13 protein-coding genes, 1 tRNA gene and 1 rRNA gene are annotated in these 17,449 nt (G+C 29.5%); all 15 read left to right on the forward strand.

Features of this window, described 5'->3' with window-relative positions:
- The first annotated feature begins 277 nt into the window (after positions 1-277).
- Complete coding sequence (gene dnaN, locus QMG30_RS14070) at positions 278-1,381, forward strand: DNA polymerase III subunit beta (RefSeq protein WP_281816406.1); 1,104 nt, start codon at positions 278-280, stop codon at positions 1,379-1,381.
- A 30-nt stretch (positions 1,382-1,411) separates the two neighbouring features.
- Complete coding sequence (locus tag QMG30_RS14075; protein WP_281816407.1) at positions 1,412-1,621, forward strand: RNA-binding S4 domain-containing protein; 210 nt, start codon at positions 1,412-1,414, stop codon at positions 1,619-1,621.
- A gap of 185 nt (positions 1,622-1,806) precedes the next feature.
- Positions 1,807-2,922 (forward strand): DNA replication/repair protein RecF, encoded by a 1,116-nt coding sequence (gene recF, locus QMG30_RS14080; RefSeq protein ID WP_281816408.1) that lies wholly within the window; start codon positions 1,807-1,809, stop codon positions 2,920-2,922.
- Positions 2,923-3,094: 172 nt separating this feature from the next.
- On the forward strand, positions 3,095-5,005 hold the full coding sequence (gene gyrB / locus QMG30_RS14085; protein ID WP_281816410.1) for a DNA topoisomerase (ATP-hydrolyzing) subunit B: 1,911 nt from the start codon (positions 3,095-3,097) through the stop codon (positions 5,003-5,005).
- A 126-nt stretch (positions 5,006-5,131) separates the two neighbouring features.
- Positions 5,132-7,702, forward strand: coding sequence for a DNA gyrase subunit A (gyrA, locus tag QMG30_RS14090; protein ID WP_281816412.1), 2,571 nt, complete (start codon positions 5,132-5,134; stop codon positions 7,700-7,702).
- 206 nt (positions 7,703-7,908) lie between these two features.
- Positions 7,909-9,240: a CAP and S-layer homology domain-containing protein gene (locus QMG30_RS14095; RefSeq protein WP_281816414.1), complete on the forward strand. Its 1,332-nt coding sequence runs from the start codon at positions 7,909-7,911 to the stop codon at positions 9,238-9,240.
- Positions 9,241-9,330: 90 nt separating this feature from the next.
- Complete coding sequence (locus QMG30_RS14100) at positions 9,331-10,173, forward strand: fumarate hydratase (RefSeq protein WP_281816415.1); 843 nt, start codon at positions 9,331-9,333, stop codon at positions 10,171-10,173.
- 27 nt (positions 10,174-10,200) lie between these two features.
- Positions 10,201-10,752, forward strand: a complete 552-nt coding sequence (locus tag QMG30_RS14105) for a Fe-S-containing hydro-lyase (protein ID WP_281816417.1) — start codon at positions 10,201-10,203, stop codon at positions 10,750-10,752.
- Between the two features lie 59 nt (positions 10,753-10,811).
- Positions 10,812-11,297, forward strand: coding sequence for a DUF6106 family protein (locus tag QMG30_RS14110; protein ID WP_281816419.1), 486 nt, complete (start codon positions 10,812-10,814; stop codon positions 11,295-11,297).
- Positions 11,298-11,646: 349 nt separating this feature from the next.
- Complete coding sequence (locus tag QMG30_RS14115; RefSeq protein ID WP_281816421.1) at positions 11,647-12,789, forward strand: BMP family lipoprotein; 1,143 nt, start codon at positions 11,647-11,649, stop codon at positions 12,787-12,789.
- Positions 12,790-12,917: 128 nt separating this feature from the next.
- Positions 12,918-14,408: an ABC transporter ATP-binding protein gene (locus tag QMG30_RS14120; protein ID WP_281816431.1), complete on the forward strand. Its 1,491-nt coding sequence runs from the start codon at positions 12,918-12,920 to the stop codon at positions 14,406-14,408.
- Entirely contained in the window at positions 14,408-15,520 is a 1,113-nt protein-coding gene (locus QMG30_RS14125; protein WP_281816423.1) for an ABC transporter permease, read from the forward strand. The genes QMG30_RS14120 and QMG30_RS14125 overlap by 1 nt, the downstream gene beginning before the upstream one ends.
- Entirely contained in the window at positions 15,517-16,440 is a 924-nt protein-coding gene (locus QMG30_RS14130; protein ID WP_281816426.1) for an ABC transporter permease, read from the forward strand. Before QMG30_RS14125 ends, QMG30_RS14130 begins: the two co-directional genes overlap by 4 nt.
- Before the next feature lie 425 nt (positions 16,441-16,865).
- A tRNA-Ser gene (locus QMG30_RS14135) sits at positions 16,866-16,956 on the forward strand.
- A 288-nt stretch (positions 16,957-17,244) separates the two neighbouring features.
- A 16S ribosomal RNA gene (locus QMG30_RS14140) occupies positions 17,245-17,449 on the forward strand; the annotation flags it as partial.

A 17,449-nucleotide genomic window follows, 5' to 3' on the forward strand; every position in this document is an offset into this window, starting at 1 on the left:
ATTATAATTTTTTTAAGGTCATAAAGTTATCAACATTAGGGTGTTAAGAATAACTGTATAACCTGTGAAAAACTTTTTTTAGGGGTATAACCTCATCTAAGCTGTGGATATTTCTATAAAAAAATAAATTTAATCAACAGACTTATTATATTTATTAACAATTACTAACAACGAGGGTTTAGAATACTTATTAACATATTAACAAGCCCTATTATTACAATTACTATAAAAAAATATATATTATCTATATATACATGTGAAAGGAGTTATTAACAATATGAAATTAACTTGTAGTAAAAGTGATTTATTAAATGGAGTAACAACGGTTTTGAAAGCTGTATCTACTAGAACGACATTACCTATATTAGAATGTATTTTATTACAAGCAACATCAAAAGGATTCAAATTAATAAGTAATGACTTAGAACTTGGTATTGAAAGTAATGTAAATGCCGATATTATAGAAACAGGAACAGTAGCATTAAAGGCTAAGATTTTTTCTGAAATAGTTAAGAAATTACCTGATAATGAAGTAGAGATAACAGTGGATAATAATAATTATACTACAATAATATGTGAAAAAACCAAGTTTAACATTTCTGGATTTTCAGGAGAAGAATTTTTACAGTTACCTAATGTATCTAAAGATACGTATATAAAAGTATCCCAATTGAAACTAAAAGAAATGATTAGACAAACAATATTTTCTATAGCATTAGAAGAGATAAGACCAGTTCTTACAGGTGAATTATTGGAAATAAAAGATAATAAATTAAATATAGTATCTCTTGATGTTCATAGAGTCTCAATTAGAAAAATGGATTTCGAATCAGATTTTGATGATATCAGTGTAGTCATACCAGGGAAAACTCTAAATGAAATTAGTAAAATCTTAGAGCCTGATGATGAAAAAGATGTAATGATATATTTTACTGATAAGCATATTTTATTTGAATTAGAAGAAAGCATTATAGTATCAAGATTATTGGAAGGGGATTTCCCTAAGTATGAACAATTCTTCTCAAAAGATTATGATACACTTATTAAAATTGATAAAGATGAATTACTGAGAAGTATTGATAGAGCGGCATTGATATCTAGAGAAACTAAAAACAATCCTATCAAAATTACTATACAAAATGATAGTATGATAATTACTTCTAATACGGATTTTGGTGATGTCTATGAAGAAATTGATATTGAAAAAGAAGGAAATGAGTTAGAAATTGCATTTAATCCAAAATATTTTATTGATGCTCTAAAAGTAATTGATGATGAATACATCTATTTACAATTTACTAATCCTCATAGTCCTTGTATTATGAAGCAAGTAGATGGAGATGACTATAAGTATCTAATTGTTCCAATAAGAATAAGATAAAAAGACTTGTAAAATGAGAGGATCTAAGTTATGGAAGAAATTAAAGTTAATGACGAATACATTAAACTAGGACAACTATTGAAATTAGCTGGAGCTGCTGATTCAGGAGTACATGCTAAGATTTTAATACTAAACGGTGAAGTAAAAGTTAATAATGAAGTTGAAACAAGAAGAGGTAAAAAAATACATCCAGGAGATATTATAAATATTAATGGATATGGAGAAATAAAAATCATTTAGCAATGCACTGATGATTGATGATTCTATATTACAAGCAGTCAAATATTTTTACGGAATAAATATTCTTATCATTTTTCTGAAAATTATATTTGGCTGCCTCTAATTAAAGTTCATACTATATATATGACTGCATTAAATTTTAGAAAGCTAAGTTTAATTATTAGACTTAATTGGAGTGCTTGAGTATGTTCATAAAAAGATTATCGTTAAAAGATTATAGAAATTATAAATATACAGTAGTCAATTTTTCTGATGGAATCAATATATTGTTTGGAAAAAATGCTCAGGGAAAAACAAATATTATTGAAGCCATTTATTTGTGTGCGACTTCTAAATCTCATAGAACCAGTAGTGATAAAGAATTGATTAATCTTGAAAAAAGTGAAGCACATATAAAATTAACTGTGAATAAAAAAGGTATTGATGAAAATGTAGATATTCACATAAAAAAAAATAATAGAAAAGGAATAGCTATAAATAGGATACCTATAAAAAAATTAAATGAATTATTAGGTATTGTTAATGTTATAATATTTTCCCCTGAAGACCTTGGACTAATAAAAAATGGTCCTAAAGAAAGGCGAAAGTTTCTTAATCTTGAATTATGTCAACTAGATAATATATATTATTATAATTTGCAGCAATACCAAAAAATTCTTAAACAAAGAAATAATTTATTGAAAACTTTGAAAAAAACTGGTAAAATTGACGAGACTATAAATATATGGGATAATCAATTAGTGCATTTCGGAACTAAGATTATATATAAGAGGAAAGAATTTATAGATAAACTGAATTTGATTATTAATAAAATACATTCTGATATTTCTGGAAATAAAGAGAATCTACAAATAGAATATGAAAAGAATGTAAATGATGGAAATTTCAAACAAAAACTAGAGAATAATTTAGATAAGGACATACGATTTGGAACAACAAGTGTAGGTCCTCACAGGGACGATATGATGTTCTTAGTAAATGGTATAGATATAAGAAAATATGGTTCGCAAGGTCAGCAAAGAACTGCTGCACTTTCACTTAAGCTATCTGAAATAAAATTAGTTATAGATAAAATAGATGACACACCAATATTACTTCTAGATGATGTATTATCAGAATTAGATGATGAAAGACAAAAATATTTAATTCATTCTCTTAAAAATATTCAAACAATTATAACTTGTACTGGAGTAGAAGATTATATAAAAAATAGCATAGACATTGGAAAATTGTATAAGGTAAATAATGGTGAAGTAGCATTATACGAATTACCTTATAAAAATTCAAATAGTAGTCACTAATAGTTGTTATGCCTTATTTGCAATAATTTACAGACTAATATATAATAGTTAAGATAGGTATAAATAACAATTAAATTAATTCATTTGGATATTGATTAATTAATTAACATATATAAATCATTAATATATGCGTATAATTATGCGTATCTAAACATATAGCAGGAGGTTTATTATGAGTAAGTTATCTGAATATAATGAAAGCCATATTCAAGTTTTAGAAGGGCTGGAAGCCGTTCGTAAAAGACCTGGTATGTATATTGGTAGTACTTCTTCAAGAGGATTACATCATCTAGTATACGAGATAGTTGATAATTCTGTTGATGAGGCACTAGCGGGTAGATGTGATTATATAGAAATAAAAATCCATCCTGATAACTCCATTTCTGTTTTGGATAATGGATATGGAATACCAGTTGGAATACATCATCAAAAAGGAATACCAGCTGTAGAAGTAGTTTTTACAATACTTCATGCAGGTGGAAAATTTGGTGGCGGTAGCTATAAAGTATCCGGAGGTTTACATGGTGTTGGTGCTTCTGTAGTTAATGCTCTTTCTGAATGGCTGAAAGTTCAGATATATACTGATGGTAAAATATATGAACAAAACTACTCAAGAGGAAAAGTAGTACATCCGTTAAAAGTTATCGGTGAAACAGACAAAACCGGAACATATATACATTTCAAACCCGATACAGAAATATTTGAAGAAACAGTTTATGATTTCCACACCCTTAAACAAAGATTACAAGAGATGGCGTTTTTAACTAAAGGTCTTAAAATGAAATTCATAGATACTAGGGAAGAACAAGGACCTCAGGAACTTGTATTTCACTATGAAGGCGGAATTAAAGAATTTGTTAAATACAGAAATCGTAACAAAGATACACTATATGATGAAGTAGCATATGCAGAAGGAAAAAAAGATGGAGTTTATGTAGAAGTCGCATTTCAACACAATGATTCATATGTTGAAAATATATTTTCTTTTGTAAATAATATCAATACACCAGAAGGTGGAACTCATCTTAGTGGTTTTAAGACAGCATTCACTAAAACATTAAATGATTATGCAAGAAAGAATAAAATTCTAAAAGATAATGAAAAGAACTTATCTGGTGAAGATGTAAGAGAAGGAATAACTGCTGTTATTAGTATTAAAATCGAAGATCCTCAATTTGAAGGTCAGACAAAACAAAAATTAGGAAATAGCGAAGCAAGAGGTGCAGTTGATTCCATATTATCTGAACAACTTACCTATTTTTTAGAACAAAATCCTGCAGTAGCCAAAATTATATTAGAAAAAGCAGTAATGGCAAATCGTGCAAGAGATGCGGCAAGGAAAGCTAGAGATTTAACAAGAAGAAAAAGTGCATTAGAAAGTACTAGTTTACCAGGAAAACTAGCAGATTGTTCTGATAAAGATCCAACTAACTGTGAAATATATATTGTTGAGGGAGATTCAGCTGGAGGTTCAGCTAAATCAGCAAGGTCAAGACAGACACAGGCCATATTACCTCTTAGAGGAAAAATACTTAATGTAGAAAAGGCTAGACTTGATAAAATATTAAGTAACAAAGAAATAAGAGCTATGATTACTGCGTTTGGTACAGGTATATCAGATGATTTTAATCTAGAAAAGTTAAGATATCATAAAATTATTATCATGACAGATGCGGATGTTGATGGTGCTCACATTAGAACGCTATTGCTTACATTTTTCTATCGTTATATGCCTCAGCTATTAGAACAGGGAAAAGTGTATATTGCACAACCTCCACTATATAAAGTTACTAAAAATAAAAAATCACAATATGTTTATAATGATAGAGTTTTAGAAAAATTATTGAATGAAATCGGAAGAGACGGTATTAATCTTCAAAGATACAAAGGATTAGGAGAAATGGATGCAGAGCAATTATGGGATACGACTATGGATCCTGATAAAAGAATATTATTAAAAGTTGAATTAGATGATGCAGCAAGTGCTGATGAAATATTCACCACATTAATGGGTGACAAAGTAGAACCTAGACGTGAATTCATTCAATCACATGCTAAACATGTAAGAAATCTAGATATCTAATGAACTTATACCAATACTAGAATAACTTAAATTTTCCGAAGAGAGTTAATGATTGTATAAATTTCAGGAAAATTAGAGTAAAAATAAATTAACATTAACATTGTTAATTTGGGAGGATTAATATATATGGATGAAAGACAAGAATACGATCAAATAATATCCGTTGATTTACAGGATGAAATGAAAAAATCATATATTGACTATGCCATGAGTGTTATTGCCTCAAGAGCACTACCAGATGTTAGAGATGGATTAAAACCTGTTCATAGGAAAATATTATATTCTATGAGTGAACTTAACTTATCTCCTGATAAACCATATCGTAAATCAGCCAGAATCGTTGGGGATACAATGGGTAAGTATCATCCACATGGTGATAGCTCTATCTATGAAGCAATGGTTCGTATGGCACAACCTTTCTCAACAAGGTATCTATTAGTAGATGGTCATGGAAACTTTGGTTCTGTTGATGGTGATGGTGCAGCTGCAATGCGTTATACAGAAGCTAGAATGAGTAAAATGTCAATGGAGTTATTAGCAGATATAGGAAAAGATACTGTTGATTTTAAACCTAACTTTGATGAATCATTAAAAGAACCCGAAGTATTACCAGCAAGATTTCCTAATTTACTTGTAAATGGAACATCTGGAATAGCAGTTGGAATGGCAACTAACATACCACCTCATAACCTAAATGAAGTTATAGATGGTGTAGTTAAGATTATTGATAATACAACTATTGAAAATAGAGATACAGATATAGAAGAATTGATGGAAATAATAAAAGGACCAGATTTTCCGACTTATGGAAAAATATTAGGAAAAAATGGTATAAAACAAGCATATAGAACTGGTAAAGGTAAAGTAAAAGTAAGAGCTGCAGTTGATATTGAACCAATGCCAGGAAATAAACAAAGAATAATTGTAACAGAATTGCCTTATCAAGTTAACAAAGCAAGATTAATAGAAAAGATTGCCGAACTTGTAAAAATTAAAAAGGTTGAAGGAATTTCTGACCTAAGGGATGAATCAGACCGTAAAGGTATGCGTGTTGTAATTGAATTAAAAAGAGATGCTAATGCTAACGTTATCTTGAATCAATTATATAAACATACTCAATTACAAGATACATTTGGTATTAATATGCTTGCTCTTGTTAAAAATGAACCTAAAATACTTAATCTAAAGCAGATGTTAACTTATTACTTAGACCATCAAAAAGATGTTGTTACAAGAAGAACTAAGTATGAATTAAAGAAAGCTGAAAATCGAGCACATATTTTAGAAGGACTTTTAAAAGCTTTAGAATTTATTGATGAAGTTATTAAAATAATCAGAGCATCTAATAGTGCTGCAGATGCAAAATTAAATCTAATAGATAGATTCCAGTTCAGTGAAATTCAAGCCCAAGCAATAGTTGATATGAGACTTAGAGCATTAACAGGTTTGGAAAGAGAAAAAATAGAGAATGAATATAGAGAACTGATGGAAAAAATAAAAGAATTAAAAGCCATATTAGCAGATGATAAACTGTTATACGGTGTTATCAAAGAAGAAATATTAATAATCAAAGAAAAATATGGTGATCCAAGAAGAACAGAAATAACTTATGATATAGGTGAAATATCTTTAGAAGACCTTATTAAAAAAGAACCAACAGTTATTACTATGACTCATCTTGGATATATTAAGAGAATGCCTACCACTACCTATAAAAGTCAACATAGAGGTGGAAAAGGTATAAAAGGTATGCAGACGAGAGATGAGGATTTCATCCAAAATCTATTTATTACCTCTACTCATCATTTTATTCTATTCTTTACAAATAAAGGTAAAGTATATAGATTAAAAGCTTATGAGATACCTGAATCTAGCCGAACTGCTAGAGGTACCGCTCTTGTTAATTTATTGCAGTTAGACTCAGATGAACAAATAACAGCAGTTATTCCTTTAAGTGAATATAGAGAAGACAGATATCTTCTTATGGCAACTAAAAAAGGTATAATTAAGAAAAGTAATATTATGGAATATGTTAATATAAGAATCAGTGGTCTTCAAGCAATAATATTAAAAGAAGATGATGACTTAATTGAAGTTAAATTAACAGATAACAAACAAGACATAATCCTTGGAACTAAATATGGTCAATGTATCCGTTTCTGTGAAAGTGATGTAAGAGTTATCGGTAGAACATCCATGGGTGTTAGAGGAATGAATCTTAATCATGATGATGAAGTAATAGGTATGCAGTTAACCTCACAAGGTACTGATTTATTGGTAGTTTCAGAAAATGGATTAGGAAAACGAACAGATATTGATGAATTTACCACACAGAGACGTGGTGGTAAAGGAGTTAAATTCTATAAAATAACTGAAAAGACAGGTAATGTTATAGGAATCAAAGCTGTTAACGAAGATAATGAACTTATGATAATAACTACTGAAGGTATTGTCATAAGAATTAAAGTAAGAGATATTTCTAGATTTGGTCGTGTCACTTCCGGTGTTAGATTAATGAATTTAAAAGAAGATATAGTAGTTGCTGGTATAGCAAGAATAAAAGAAGAAGTGACTCATGAAGCAGATGATATAGAGGAACAAGATGATACATGTGAATCAGATAATGCAGGGGAACAAGATAATATACGTGAATCAGATGATAATAAAGAAATTGATGAAAATAAAAATCAGGAATAAAAGTATTCTTAAAAAGGTTACATTAGCTTAGCTATGTAACCTTTTTAAGTTGAGTTTTTTTCAATGTACGGATCCGCTTCTCTAGATTTACATAAGTTGTAATATACATGTAACAGTATTAATGAATATATCTGTTATAATATAGTAATAAAGACTAGTTTATTTTAAACATTTAGAGCTAGTTTATATTGGAGGTGAGTTATACGTTGAATAAAAATATAAAAAAAATAGTATGTTTGATTTTATTTATAAGTACTATTTGTAATATAAATATATATGCTTCTGAACAAAAGCCAGACGAAGCTATAAAATATATAAATGATATTAGACAGAATATGAATATTAGACCTGTAGAAAACAATAAACAATTAGAATCTTCAGCTTCTAACCACAGTAAGTATATGTGTATAAATGAAAGTTTTTCACTTATAGAAGAAAGCAGAAATAAGTTTTATAGAGGTAGATACAGTTTAGATAGAGCTTCTTATTACTCATATTTTAATCCATATATTACAGAATTCATCAGTAATGATTTTGATAGCTATAAAAACGGAGTTATTGATTTAATAAATAATCCGTATTCTAGAATATCATTTTTAGATCCATTATACCAACATATTGGTATGGGAAAATATGAGAAAATGTATACTTATGATTTGGGAGGTAAGTCAAGAGATACTAATAGAAAAATTATTATATATCCATATGACAAAATGCTTGATGTTCCTATTTCTTGGAAAAACAATTATATGATAAACCCTTATAGAAAAATAAATGGTGAATATAATGATGTGGGGTTGCCTATTACTCTAAGCTATTACTCGGATACACAAAAAATAAGACGAATATATAATAATAACATTGAAGTAGTAAATAAAGATAATGGTAGTAAGGTAAAAGTAAAAGTCATATTGCCTCAAGATGATAAATATCTTGATAAAAGTTTAATAATACTACCGCTTGAAAAACTAGAGTATGATGCTAATTATGAAGTTAACATTAATGTTAATTTTATATTTCAAAATAGTACATCTGTTAGTGAAAATCGTAAATACAAGATAAATTTCAGAACAGAGCAAAAAGATAAATTAATAGATAGAGCTGAATTTACAGAATACCTTGTGAAAGCGTTAGACATAAAATTATTAGAACCTAGAAAAGTATTTAAGGATGTGGATGTTAATTCATATTATGCTAAATATATATATACGGCTTATAAAAAAAATCTGGTGAGCGGCTTTGGTGATAATACTTTCCTTCCACTAAAAAACATTACTAAAGAACAAGTATATACGTTATTAATTCGTTCATATGAACAAGAAAAAGGCGAAATAAAATTAAATAACTACAAACCTTATAGTTATAATTATTATAATGTAAGTAGTTGGGCTGTCAGTTACATTAGAAAGGCAGAGAAAATAGGTCTTCTGGATACAGTGAAAAGTAATGAATTAAAAGAAGAGATAACTGAAGAAGAGTATAAAAGAATCATAAAGAAGTTCCAAGAAATATATAATGGAAAAAAGGATATTAACTAAGTTAATATCCTTTTTTCTTGACGAATATGTTTTAATTTATTAAGATAGAAAGAGGTATATTTACATAAATTTTTGTGAGGAGGAAACTAAATGAGGGAAATATCAGCTGATATTATTGCAAAAACTATAAAAGAAATGTGTATAGAAGCTAACTGTTATGTGAGCAAAGATATATTGGATATGATAGGAAAATATAAAGAGAAAGAAGAATCACCAATTGGAAAAGGCATATTAGAGCAAATACAACAAAATGCAGAAATAGCTAAAAATAAAATGATGCCAATGTGTCAAGATACTGGTATGGCAGTTGTTTTTTGTGAAATAGGGCAAGAAGTGCATATCACAGACATGTCATTAACAGACGCAATAAATCAAGGGGTCAGAGAAGGATATAAAGACGGTTACCTTAGGAAATCTGTTGTAAAAGATCCATTTCACAGAGAGAATACCAAAGACAATACTCCTGCAATAATCCATTATGACATAGTTCCAGGAAATGATATAAAAATTACTGTAGCTCCAAAAGGATTTGGAAGCGAAAACATGAGCAAAATTGCAATGCTAAAACCAGCAGACGGTATAGAAGGTGCCAAAAAAGCCATTCTAGAAATAGTAGAACAAGCTGGAGGAAATGCATGTCCACCTATGATTATTGGAGTTGGTATAGGAGGTACATTTGAAAAAGCAGCATATTTAGCCAAGAAAGCTTTACTTAGACCAGTAGGTAATAATTCAGCAATAGACTATATAAAAGAAATGGAAAATGAATTATTAGATAACATTAATAAATTAGGAATAGGACCAGGAGGATTAGGTGGAAGAACCACAGCATTAGCTGTAAATATCGAAACATATCCTACACATATTGCAGGATTACCAGTTGCTGTTAATATTAGTTGCCATGCTACTAGACATAGCACACGAGTTATATAAATTAAATATATTGTGGGAGGAAAAAGTATGACTATAGAAATCAGTACTCCTCTAACAGAGGAAAAAGTAAAAGAGTTAAAAGCCGGAGATAAAGTATTATTATCAGGTGTATTATATACATCTAGAGATGCAGCACATAAAAGAATGGTAGGAGAATTAAATAAAGGTGGTAAATTACCTTTTGATGTAGAAAATAATGTTATATACTATGTAGGACCAGCACCAGCTAAAGAAGGAGAAGTAATCGGCTCTGCAGGACCAACAACAAGTTATAGAATGGATCCTTATGCACCATACTTATTAGATAAAGGGCTAAAGGGTATGATAGGAAAAGGAGATAGAAGTAGAGAAGTAATTGAAAGCATGATTAAGAATAAAGCAGTATATTTTGCAGCAGTTGGAGGAGCTGCCGCTCTGTTGGCAGATAAAATTAAAAAAGTTGATATAATAGCATATGATGATCTAGGAACAGAAGCTGTAAGAAAAATGGAGGTAGAAAAATTACCTTTGGTGGTTGTAATTGATTGTAAAGGTAATAATCTATATGAAACAGAAAAAAATAGATATAAAAAAATATAAAAAATTTTTTATGTATGACCTATTAAAATATAATAAATAAGAGTTAGGGGATGTAATTTATGCATCAAGAAATAACTAAAAGAGAAAAAATATCACCAATAAAAATGCTTTTTTTTATACTAATAGGTACAGTAGTATTAATACTGTTTAATTTTGTAGGTAATTTGCTACGCATAAATGCAAGTTTAACCGATGGTTTAACACTTATTATAGCAACAGTACTGGCTTATATTATTATTAAGAAATATATAACTTCTTATAAATATATGCTAATCGAGGACGAATTCATTATACAAGAGATTACTGGATCAAAAGAAAAGACAATAATATATATAAACACTAATCAAATTAAAAAAATTAAATCAATTAATAGTAATGATTATGATAAAGATAAAAAACAGAAGTTCTTTAAAAGAAAAAAATTAAATAAACACTTGAAAAACATAGATATATATTATTGCATATATGAGGAAAACGATAAATTAAATTTATTAGAAATTCAACCTTCTAGTGAACTTATAAAATTATTGAATGATATAAAATAAAGGCAAATAAGCCAAATGGTTTATAAAATTTGAAAATAATAACTTAATATTTAACAATATTAATAATATATCAAATAAACTTAACTAATTGGTATATTATTTTTTTATATATACAGAAAAAAATTAAATATTTAGGTAAAAACTATGACAAAATAACTATTTTATGATAATATAAGGATAAGATTATTACAAAAAAATGGGTTATTCTTATGAATTAAAATATAATATAAAATTTAATTATTCAATTTATAAGAGTATATCACTAAATTATTATGGATTAATTTAGTTGAAACGATATTTTTATGTAATAATTTAATATTTTATGTAGATATGGGAGGATTGTTATAAGATGAAAAAAGTATTATCAATTGTTGTTATGATGACTATGGTATTTACTCTAGTATTAACTGGATGCGGTGAGAAAAAAACTGATACTGTGGATTCAGGCACACAAGTAAATGATGATAATGGATCTAATGCAGACTCACAAGAAGACATAAATGATACTGAAGATACAGACTCTGAAGATGAACAGGAAGATGTAGCAGATAAGGCTTTGAAAGTAAGTATGGTAACTGATACGGGAGGAATAAATGACCAATCATTCAATCAACTCGCTTGGGCTGGATTAGAAAAAGCACAAAAGGACTTAGGAATTACTGCTGAGTTCTTAGAATCAACTCAAGAGGCTGATTACGCTCCAAATCTAGAAACTCTATATGATCAAGATAATGATCTAATTTGGGGTATTGGTTATCTAATGGCTGATGCTGTATTAGATGCGGCTAAGACTAATCCAGATAGAAAATATGCTATTATCGATAATGCATATACAGAAGAACAAGAAGCACCAGATAATTTATTAGGAGTTACATTTAGCGAACAAGAACCATCATTCTTAGTTGGATACATAGCAGGTAAGATGACTAAAACAAATAATGTTGGTTTTGTTGGCGGTATGGAATTCGATGTTATATGGAGATTTGAAAGTGGTTATAGAGCTGGTGTAAAAACAGCTAACCCTGATGCAGAAATCCAAATACAATATGTTAATGATTTCGGAGATACTGCTAAAGGAAAAGCTATAGCTAATGGAATGTATCAAAATGGAGCAGATATAATATTCCACGCTGCAGGTTTCTCGGGAACAGGAGTTATAGAATCAGCAGTTGAAAATGGAAAACTTGTTATTGGTGTTGACCAAGACCAAAAAGTTATATTAGGAAAAGACGAAATAATAACTTCAGCTGTTAAGAAAGTAGATCAAGCAATCTATAATGTTGTTAAGGAATTACAAGAAGGAAAATGGGAAGGCGGATCTAATATTAATTTAGGATTAGCTGATGGAGCTGTAGGAATAGCTGATACATCCGTAGACTCTGTTCCACAAGATATATTAGATGAAGTTAAACAATTAGAACAAGATATAATAGATAAAAAAATAACTGTTCCAGCTACAAGAGAAGAATATGATGAATTATATAGTGAATAAATAATTATTAATTACTAATTATTAATTTATAACAGCTCGAACATAGTTTGAGCTGTTATTTTAGCTAACTAAAGATAGAAAGGATAGATATTTTGCATAATATAGATTATAAAACCAAAGTAATTGAAATGAAGAACATTACAAAAAAATTTGGTAAATTAGTTGCTAATGATAATATTAATCTCACTGTATATAAAGGAGAAGTACATGCTTTATTAGGAGAAAATGGAGCTGGTAAATCTACTCTAATGAATCAGTTATATGGAATGATAGAACCAACAAGTGGCGAAATATATATTAATGGTAAAAAAATTAATATCACTAATCCTAATATAGCAATAAAAAACGGTATAGGAATGGTACATCAACATTTTATGTTAGTTCAACCATTTACAGTTGTTGAGAATATTATTTTAGGTAATGAAATAACCAATCATGGTATTCTTGATATGAAAAAAGCTAAAGAGGAAATTATTAAGCTATCTGAAAAATACAGTCTATATGTTAATCCTGATGATAAAATTCAAGATATAACTGTAGGTATGCAACAAAGGGTAGAAATATTGAAGGCTCTATATAGAGGAGCTGATATATTAATTCTAGATGAACCGACAAGTGTGCTTACTCCTCAAGAAATACAAGAACTTGTACATATCATGGATAATTTAACCAAAGAAGGAAAATCTGTAATTATCATTACTCATAAATTGAAAGAAATAAAACAAGTGGCTGATAATTGTACTATCATAAGGAGAGGTAAACCTATTGATACAGTTAAAGTAGATGAAGTAACAGAAGAAGATCTAGCATCTAAGATGGTTGGTAGAGAAGTAACTTTTGTAGTTCCAAAAGAGGATCATGAAACTTCTGATGTGGTATTGTCTATAGATAATATTACAGTAAAAGATAATAGAGGATTAATAGCTGTTGATGGTTTATCCTTAGAAGTAAAAAAAGGAGAAATATTGGGTATCGCCGGTGTAGATGGTAATGGACAGAATGAATTGGTTGAAGCTATAACAGGCCTTAGAAAAATAGAGAAAGGGCATGTCAAGGTAAATGGAAAAGATGTTACTAATCTATCACCTAGAAAAATAATTGACAATAAAGTATCAACTATACCTCAAGACAGACAAAAAGTTGGTTTGGTTCTTGATTTTACTGTATATGAAAATATGATATTAGAAAATTTCCATAATGAACCTTTTTCAAAAAGAGGTGTATTGCAGAAAGATGAGATAATCAAGAATGCAAAAAAACTAATAGAGAAGTTTGATATAAGACCAGATGATGAAAAATTATTAGTGAAATCATTATCAGGCGGAAATCAACAAAAAGTCATAATAGCAAGAGAAATAATGAACCATCCTGATCTACTCATAGCTACACAGCCAACAAGAGGGCTTGACGTTGGTGCTATAGAGTATGTACATAAAGAATTGATAAAACAAAGAAATCAGGATAAAGCAATATTATTAATTTCCCTGGAACTTGATGAAGTTATGAATGTATCTGATCGTATAGCAGTCATATATGAAGGTAAAATCAATTATATAGTTGATGCAAAAGAAGCAACAGAGACAGAATTAGGTTTTGAGATGGCAGGGGGCAAAAAATAATGGAGAAAAAAAAGATATTGAGTTCAACTGTTAAGATGACGCTCTTGTCAATATTATTAGGTCTTATCATTACAGCTATCATATTATTAGCCGCTGGTTATAATCCTTTAGAGATATATGCTGTTATTGTTAAAGGAGTTTTTAGCAAGCCTAAGTACATATCATATACCATTATTAGAGCAACACCATTAATTTTAACTGGTATATCAGTAGCTTTTGCATTTAAGACAGGTTTATTTAATATTGGAGCAGAAGGTCAGTTTATTATTGGAACCATTGTTGCATCAATGGCAGGATATTTCTTTAATTTGCCTATCGTAATACATCCTATTGTTGTTATGATATTAGCAATAGTTTTTGGTGGATTATATGGTTCCATAATTGGTTTATTAAAAGCTAAATTCGGTATTCATGAAGTTATAACTTCAATAATGTTAAATTGGATTGCTTTATATGCGCATAATGCTGTTATTAATATACCAGGGTTCTTTGCGCGTACGAATAAAGCTCATCCTATCAAAGAAAGTGCAAGTATTGTTTTTTTAGATAGATTCAAGAATTCTGATTCTGGAAAAGAATGGTTAATAAATCATCAAGCTATAAGAGACATATTAAAATCCCCTGTTAACTATGGAATAATAATAGCTATTATAGTTGCAGTAGTAATATGGTTTATACTTAATAAAACCACATTAGGTTATAGATTAAGAGCTGTAGGTTATAATAAATTCGCTGCTGAGTATGGTGGAATAAATGTCAAGAGAAACATTGTTACTTCAATGTTTATTTCAGGATCTGTTAGTGGACTAGCAGGAGCACTCATGATTATGGGTGTATCTAAGGGAATCACTACTTTATCTGCCATGGAAGGTTATGGTTTAGATGGTATAGGAGTTGCATTAATAGCAGGTAATTCACCAATATCATGTATATTCTCAGGTATATTCTTTGGTGCATTAAAGTATGGAGGTACTAAGATCCAAGCTAAACCTATAGAAGCTCCAAAAGAAATAATAAATATAATGATAGGTACTATTATTTTCTTTGTTGCCATTCCGAGAATAGTCAATGTCTTTAGACGTATAAGAGATAGAAAAGGGGTGACTGAATGAACAGTATAGGTTTTATATTAGGGACGACTTTAATGTATTCTACTCCACTAATATATACGTCACTTGGAGGTGTTATATCTGAAAAATCTGGAGTTGTTAATATCGGTTTAGAAGGAATGATGACTATGGGTGCTTTTATCGGAGCAACTGTAGGATATTACTCTGGTATATGGTGGCTTGGATTAATATGTGCAGGTATTGGAGCAGGTTTATTGGCTTTATTACATGCTGTAGCTTCTGTTACATTAGGGGCAGAACAAGTTGTATCAGGTATAGCTATTAACTTCTTAGGACCAGGTTTATCACTTTTCTTATGTAGAAAATTTTTTGATGGTAAATTTATGACTAAGAGTATTTCATTAGAGAATAAGATACCTAAGCTTTTTAAAGGGGTTTTCCCGGAATATTCTGTGTTGGATAATATATTTAATCAAGAGGTAACTGTTTATTTAGCATTTCTATTAGCGATAATAATGTGGTTTGTATTATACAAAACTAGAGCAGGACTTAGAGTAAGAGCTATTGGAGAACATCCCGAAGCTGCAGATACATTAGGTATCAATGTACAAAAAGTTAGATATATATGTGTAATTACATCGGGTATATTATCAGGTTTTGGAGGCGCAGCTATGAGTTTAGCAGTTGCATCTAACTTTTTCCCTACATTGATTTCAGGACAAGGATTTATTGCATTGGCAGCTATGATTTTTGGTAAATATAAACCTCAGGGAGCTCTAGGAGCATGTTTAATATTTGGTGCTGCTCAAGCTTTGGTTGTTTTCTTAGGAGGAAAAAATCTAGCTGTACCATTAGATGTTTTATCAATGATTCCTTACATCCTAACATTAGTAATTCTTATGGGATTCATAGGCAAATCTGTAGCACCTGCAGCAGATGGAGAACCATATATTAAAGAGTAGGGAATAAAATGATTTTTAATTAGATATTTAATTAATTATAAACTCAACTTTCATTATTTGAGATTTATTATATGGAATTATGATATTTGCAATTAAATGAAAGTTGAGTTGTATAATTGAAAAAAGTATAGCTTAGGTTTATAAGAAGATGATATTAGCATGAAGTAGTATATAGATATTAAACCTTACTTGAATTAAAGTGATATTATTTATTCATATATATTATGTATAATGACTATATTATGGGGTTAGTTAATGTGTAGTATTCTAGCTATTTTCAGGTATCTTTTATTGAATAATCATAATAACAAATAATATTTAGCAAAAAAAACAAAAAACATATTGACATTATAGTAATCCTCTAGTATAATAACTTTTGCGCTACTCGTTAGAGCAAAATTAAATATTTTATATAATTCAGTTGTGGAGAAGTACTCAAGTGGCTGAAGAGGTGCCCCTGCTAAGGGTATAGGTCGTTTACGCGGCGCGAGGGTTCAAATCCCTCCTTCTCCGCCATCAAAATTATATAAAATAAATAATTTAAAAAAAAATAAAAAAAGTTGTTGACAAATGTTGAAATGCATGATAAGATATATTTCGTTGTCTCGCAAAAAACAACATAAAGCAACAACAAAGAACCTTGAAAACTGAACAGTGAAACAACCAAAAACTTAGTAAAAGTTTTACCCAAGAAATTCCTTAGTAAATTAATGGATAAAGACGATAGTCTATAAAATATAAGCCAGAGCAATCTGGTCAAGATTAAAACTTATACGATGATTTAAGCTAAGCTTAAAAAATCTTAAACATGAGAGTTTGATCCTGGCTCAGGATGAACGCTGGCGGCGTGCTTAACACATGCAAGTCGAGCGAGAAGCTGACTATTGAACCTTCGGGTGATTTAGACAGTGGAAAGCGGCGGACGGGTGAGTAACGCGTGGGTAACCTGCCCTATGCAGGGGGATAACACATTGAAAAGTGTGCTAATACCGCATAAGACTACAGAGTC

It is taken from the genome of Vallitalea longa, from assembly GCF_027923465.1.
Taxonomy (GTDB): Bacteria; Bacillota; Clostridia; order Lachnospirales; family Vallitaleaceae; genus Vallitalea; species Vallitalea longa.

Excerpts from the sequence above, each read along its gene's own strand:
- dnaN (WP_281816406.1), top strand. The coding sequence starts at position 278 with ATGAAATTAACTTGTAGTAAAAGTGATTTATTAAATGGAGTAACAACG.
- QMG30_RS14120 (WP_281816431.1), top strand. The coding sequence starts at position 12,918 with ATGAAGAACATTACAAAAAAATTTGGTAAATTAGTTGCTAATGATAAT.
- QMG30_RS14125 (WP_281816423.1), top strand. The coding sequence starts at position 14,408 with ATGGAGAAAAAAAAGATATTGAGTTCAACTGTTAAGATGACGCTCTTG.
- recF (WP_281816408.1), top strand. The coding sequence starts at position 1,807 with ATGTTCATAAAAAGATTATCGTTAAAAGATTATAGAAATTATAAATAT.
- gyrB (WP_281816410.1), top strand. The coding sequence starts at position 3,095 with ATGAGTAAGTTATCTGAATATAATGAAAGCCATATTCAAGTTTTAGAA.
- gyrA (WP_281816412.1), top strand. The coding sequence starts at position 5,132 with ATGGATGAAAGACAAGAATACGATCAAATAATATCCGTTGATTTACAG.
- QMG30_RS14075 (WP_281816407.1), top strand. The coding sequence starts at position 1,412 with ATGGAAGAAATTAAAGTTAATGACGAATACATTAAACTAGGACAACTA.
- QMG30_RS14105 (WP_281816417.1), top strand. The coding sequence starts at position 10,201 with ATGACTATAGAAATCAGTACTCCTCTAACAGAGGAAAAAGTAAAAGAG.
- QMG30_RS14110 (WP_281816419.1), top strand. The coding sequence starts at position 10,812 with ATGCATCAAGAAATAACTAAAAGAGAAAAAATATCACCAATAAAAATG.
- QMG30_RS14100 (WP_281816415.1), top strand. The coding sequence starts at position 9,331 with ATGAGGGAAATATCAGCTGATATTATTGCAAAAACTATAAAAGAAATG.
- QMG30_RS14130 (WP_281816426.1), top strand. The coding sequence starts at position 15,517 with ATGAACAGTATAGGTTTTATATTAGGGACGACTTTAATGTATTCTACT.
- QMG30_RS14115 (WP_281816421.1), top strand. The coding sequence starts at position 11,647 with ATGAAAAAAGTATTATCAATTGTTGTTATGATGACTATGGTATTTACT.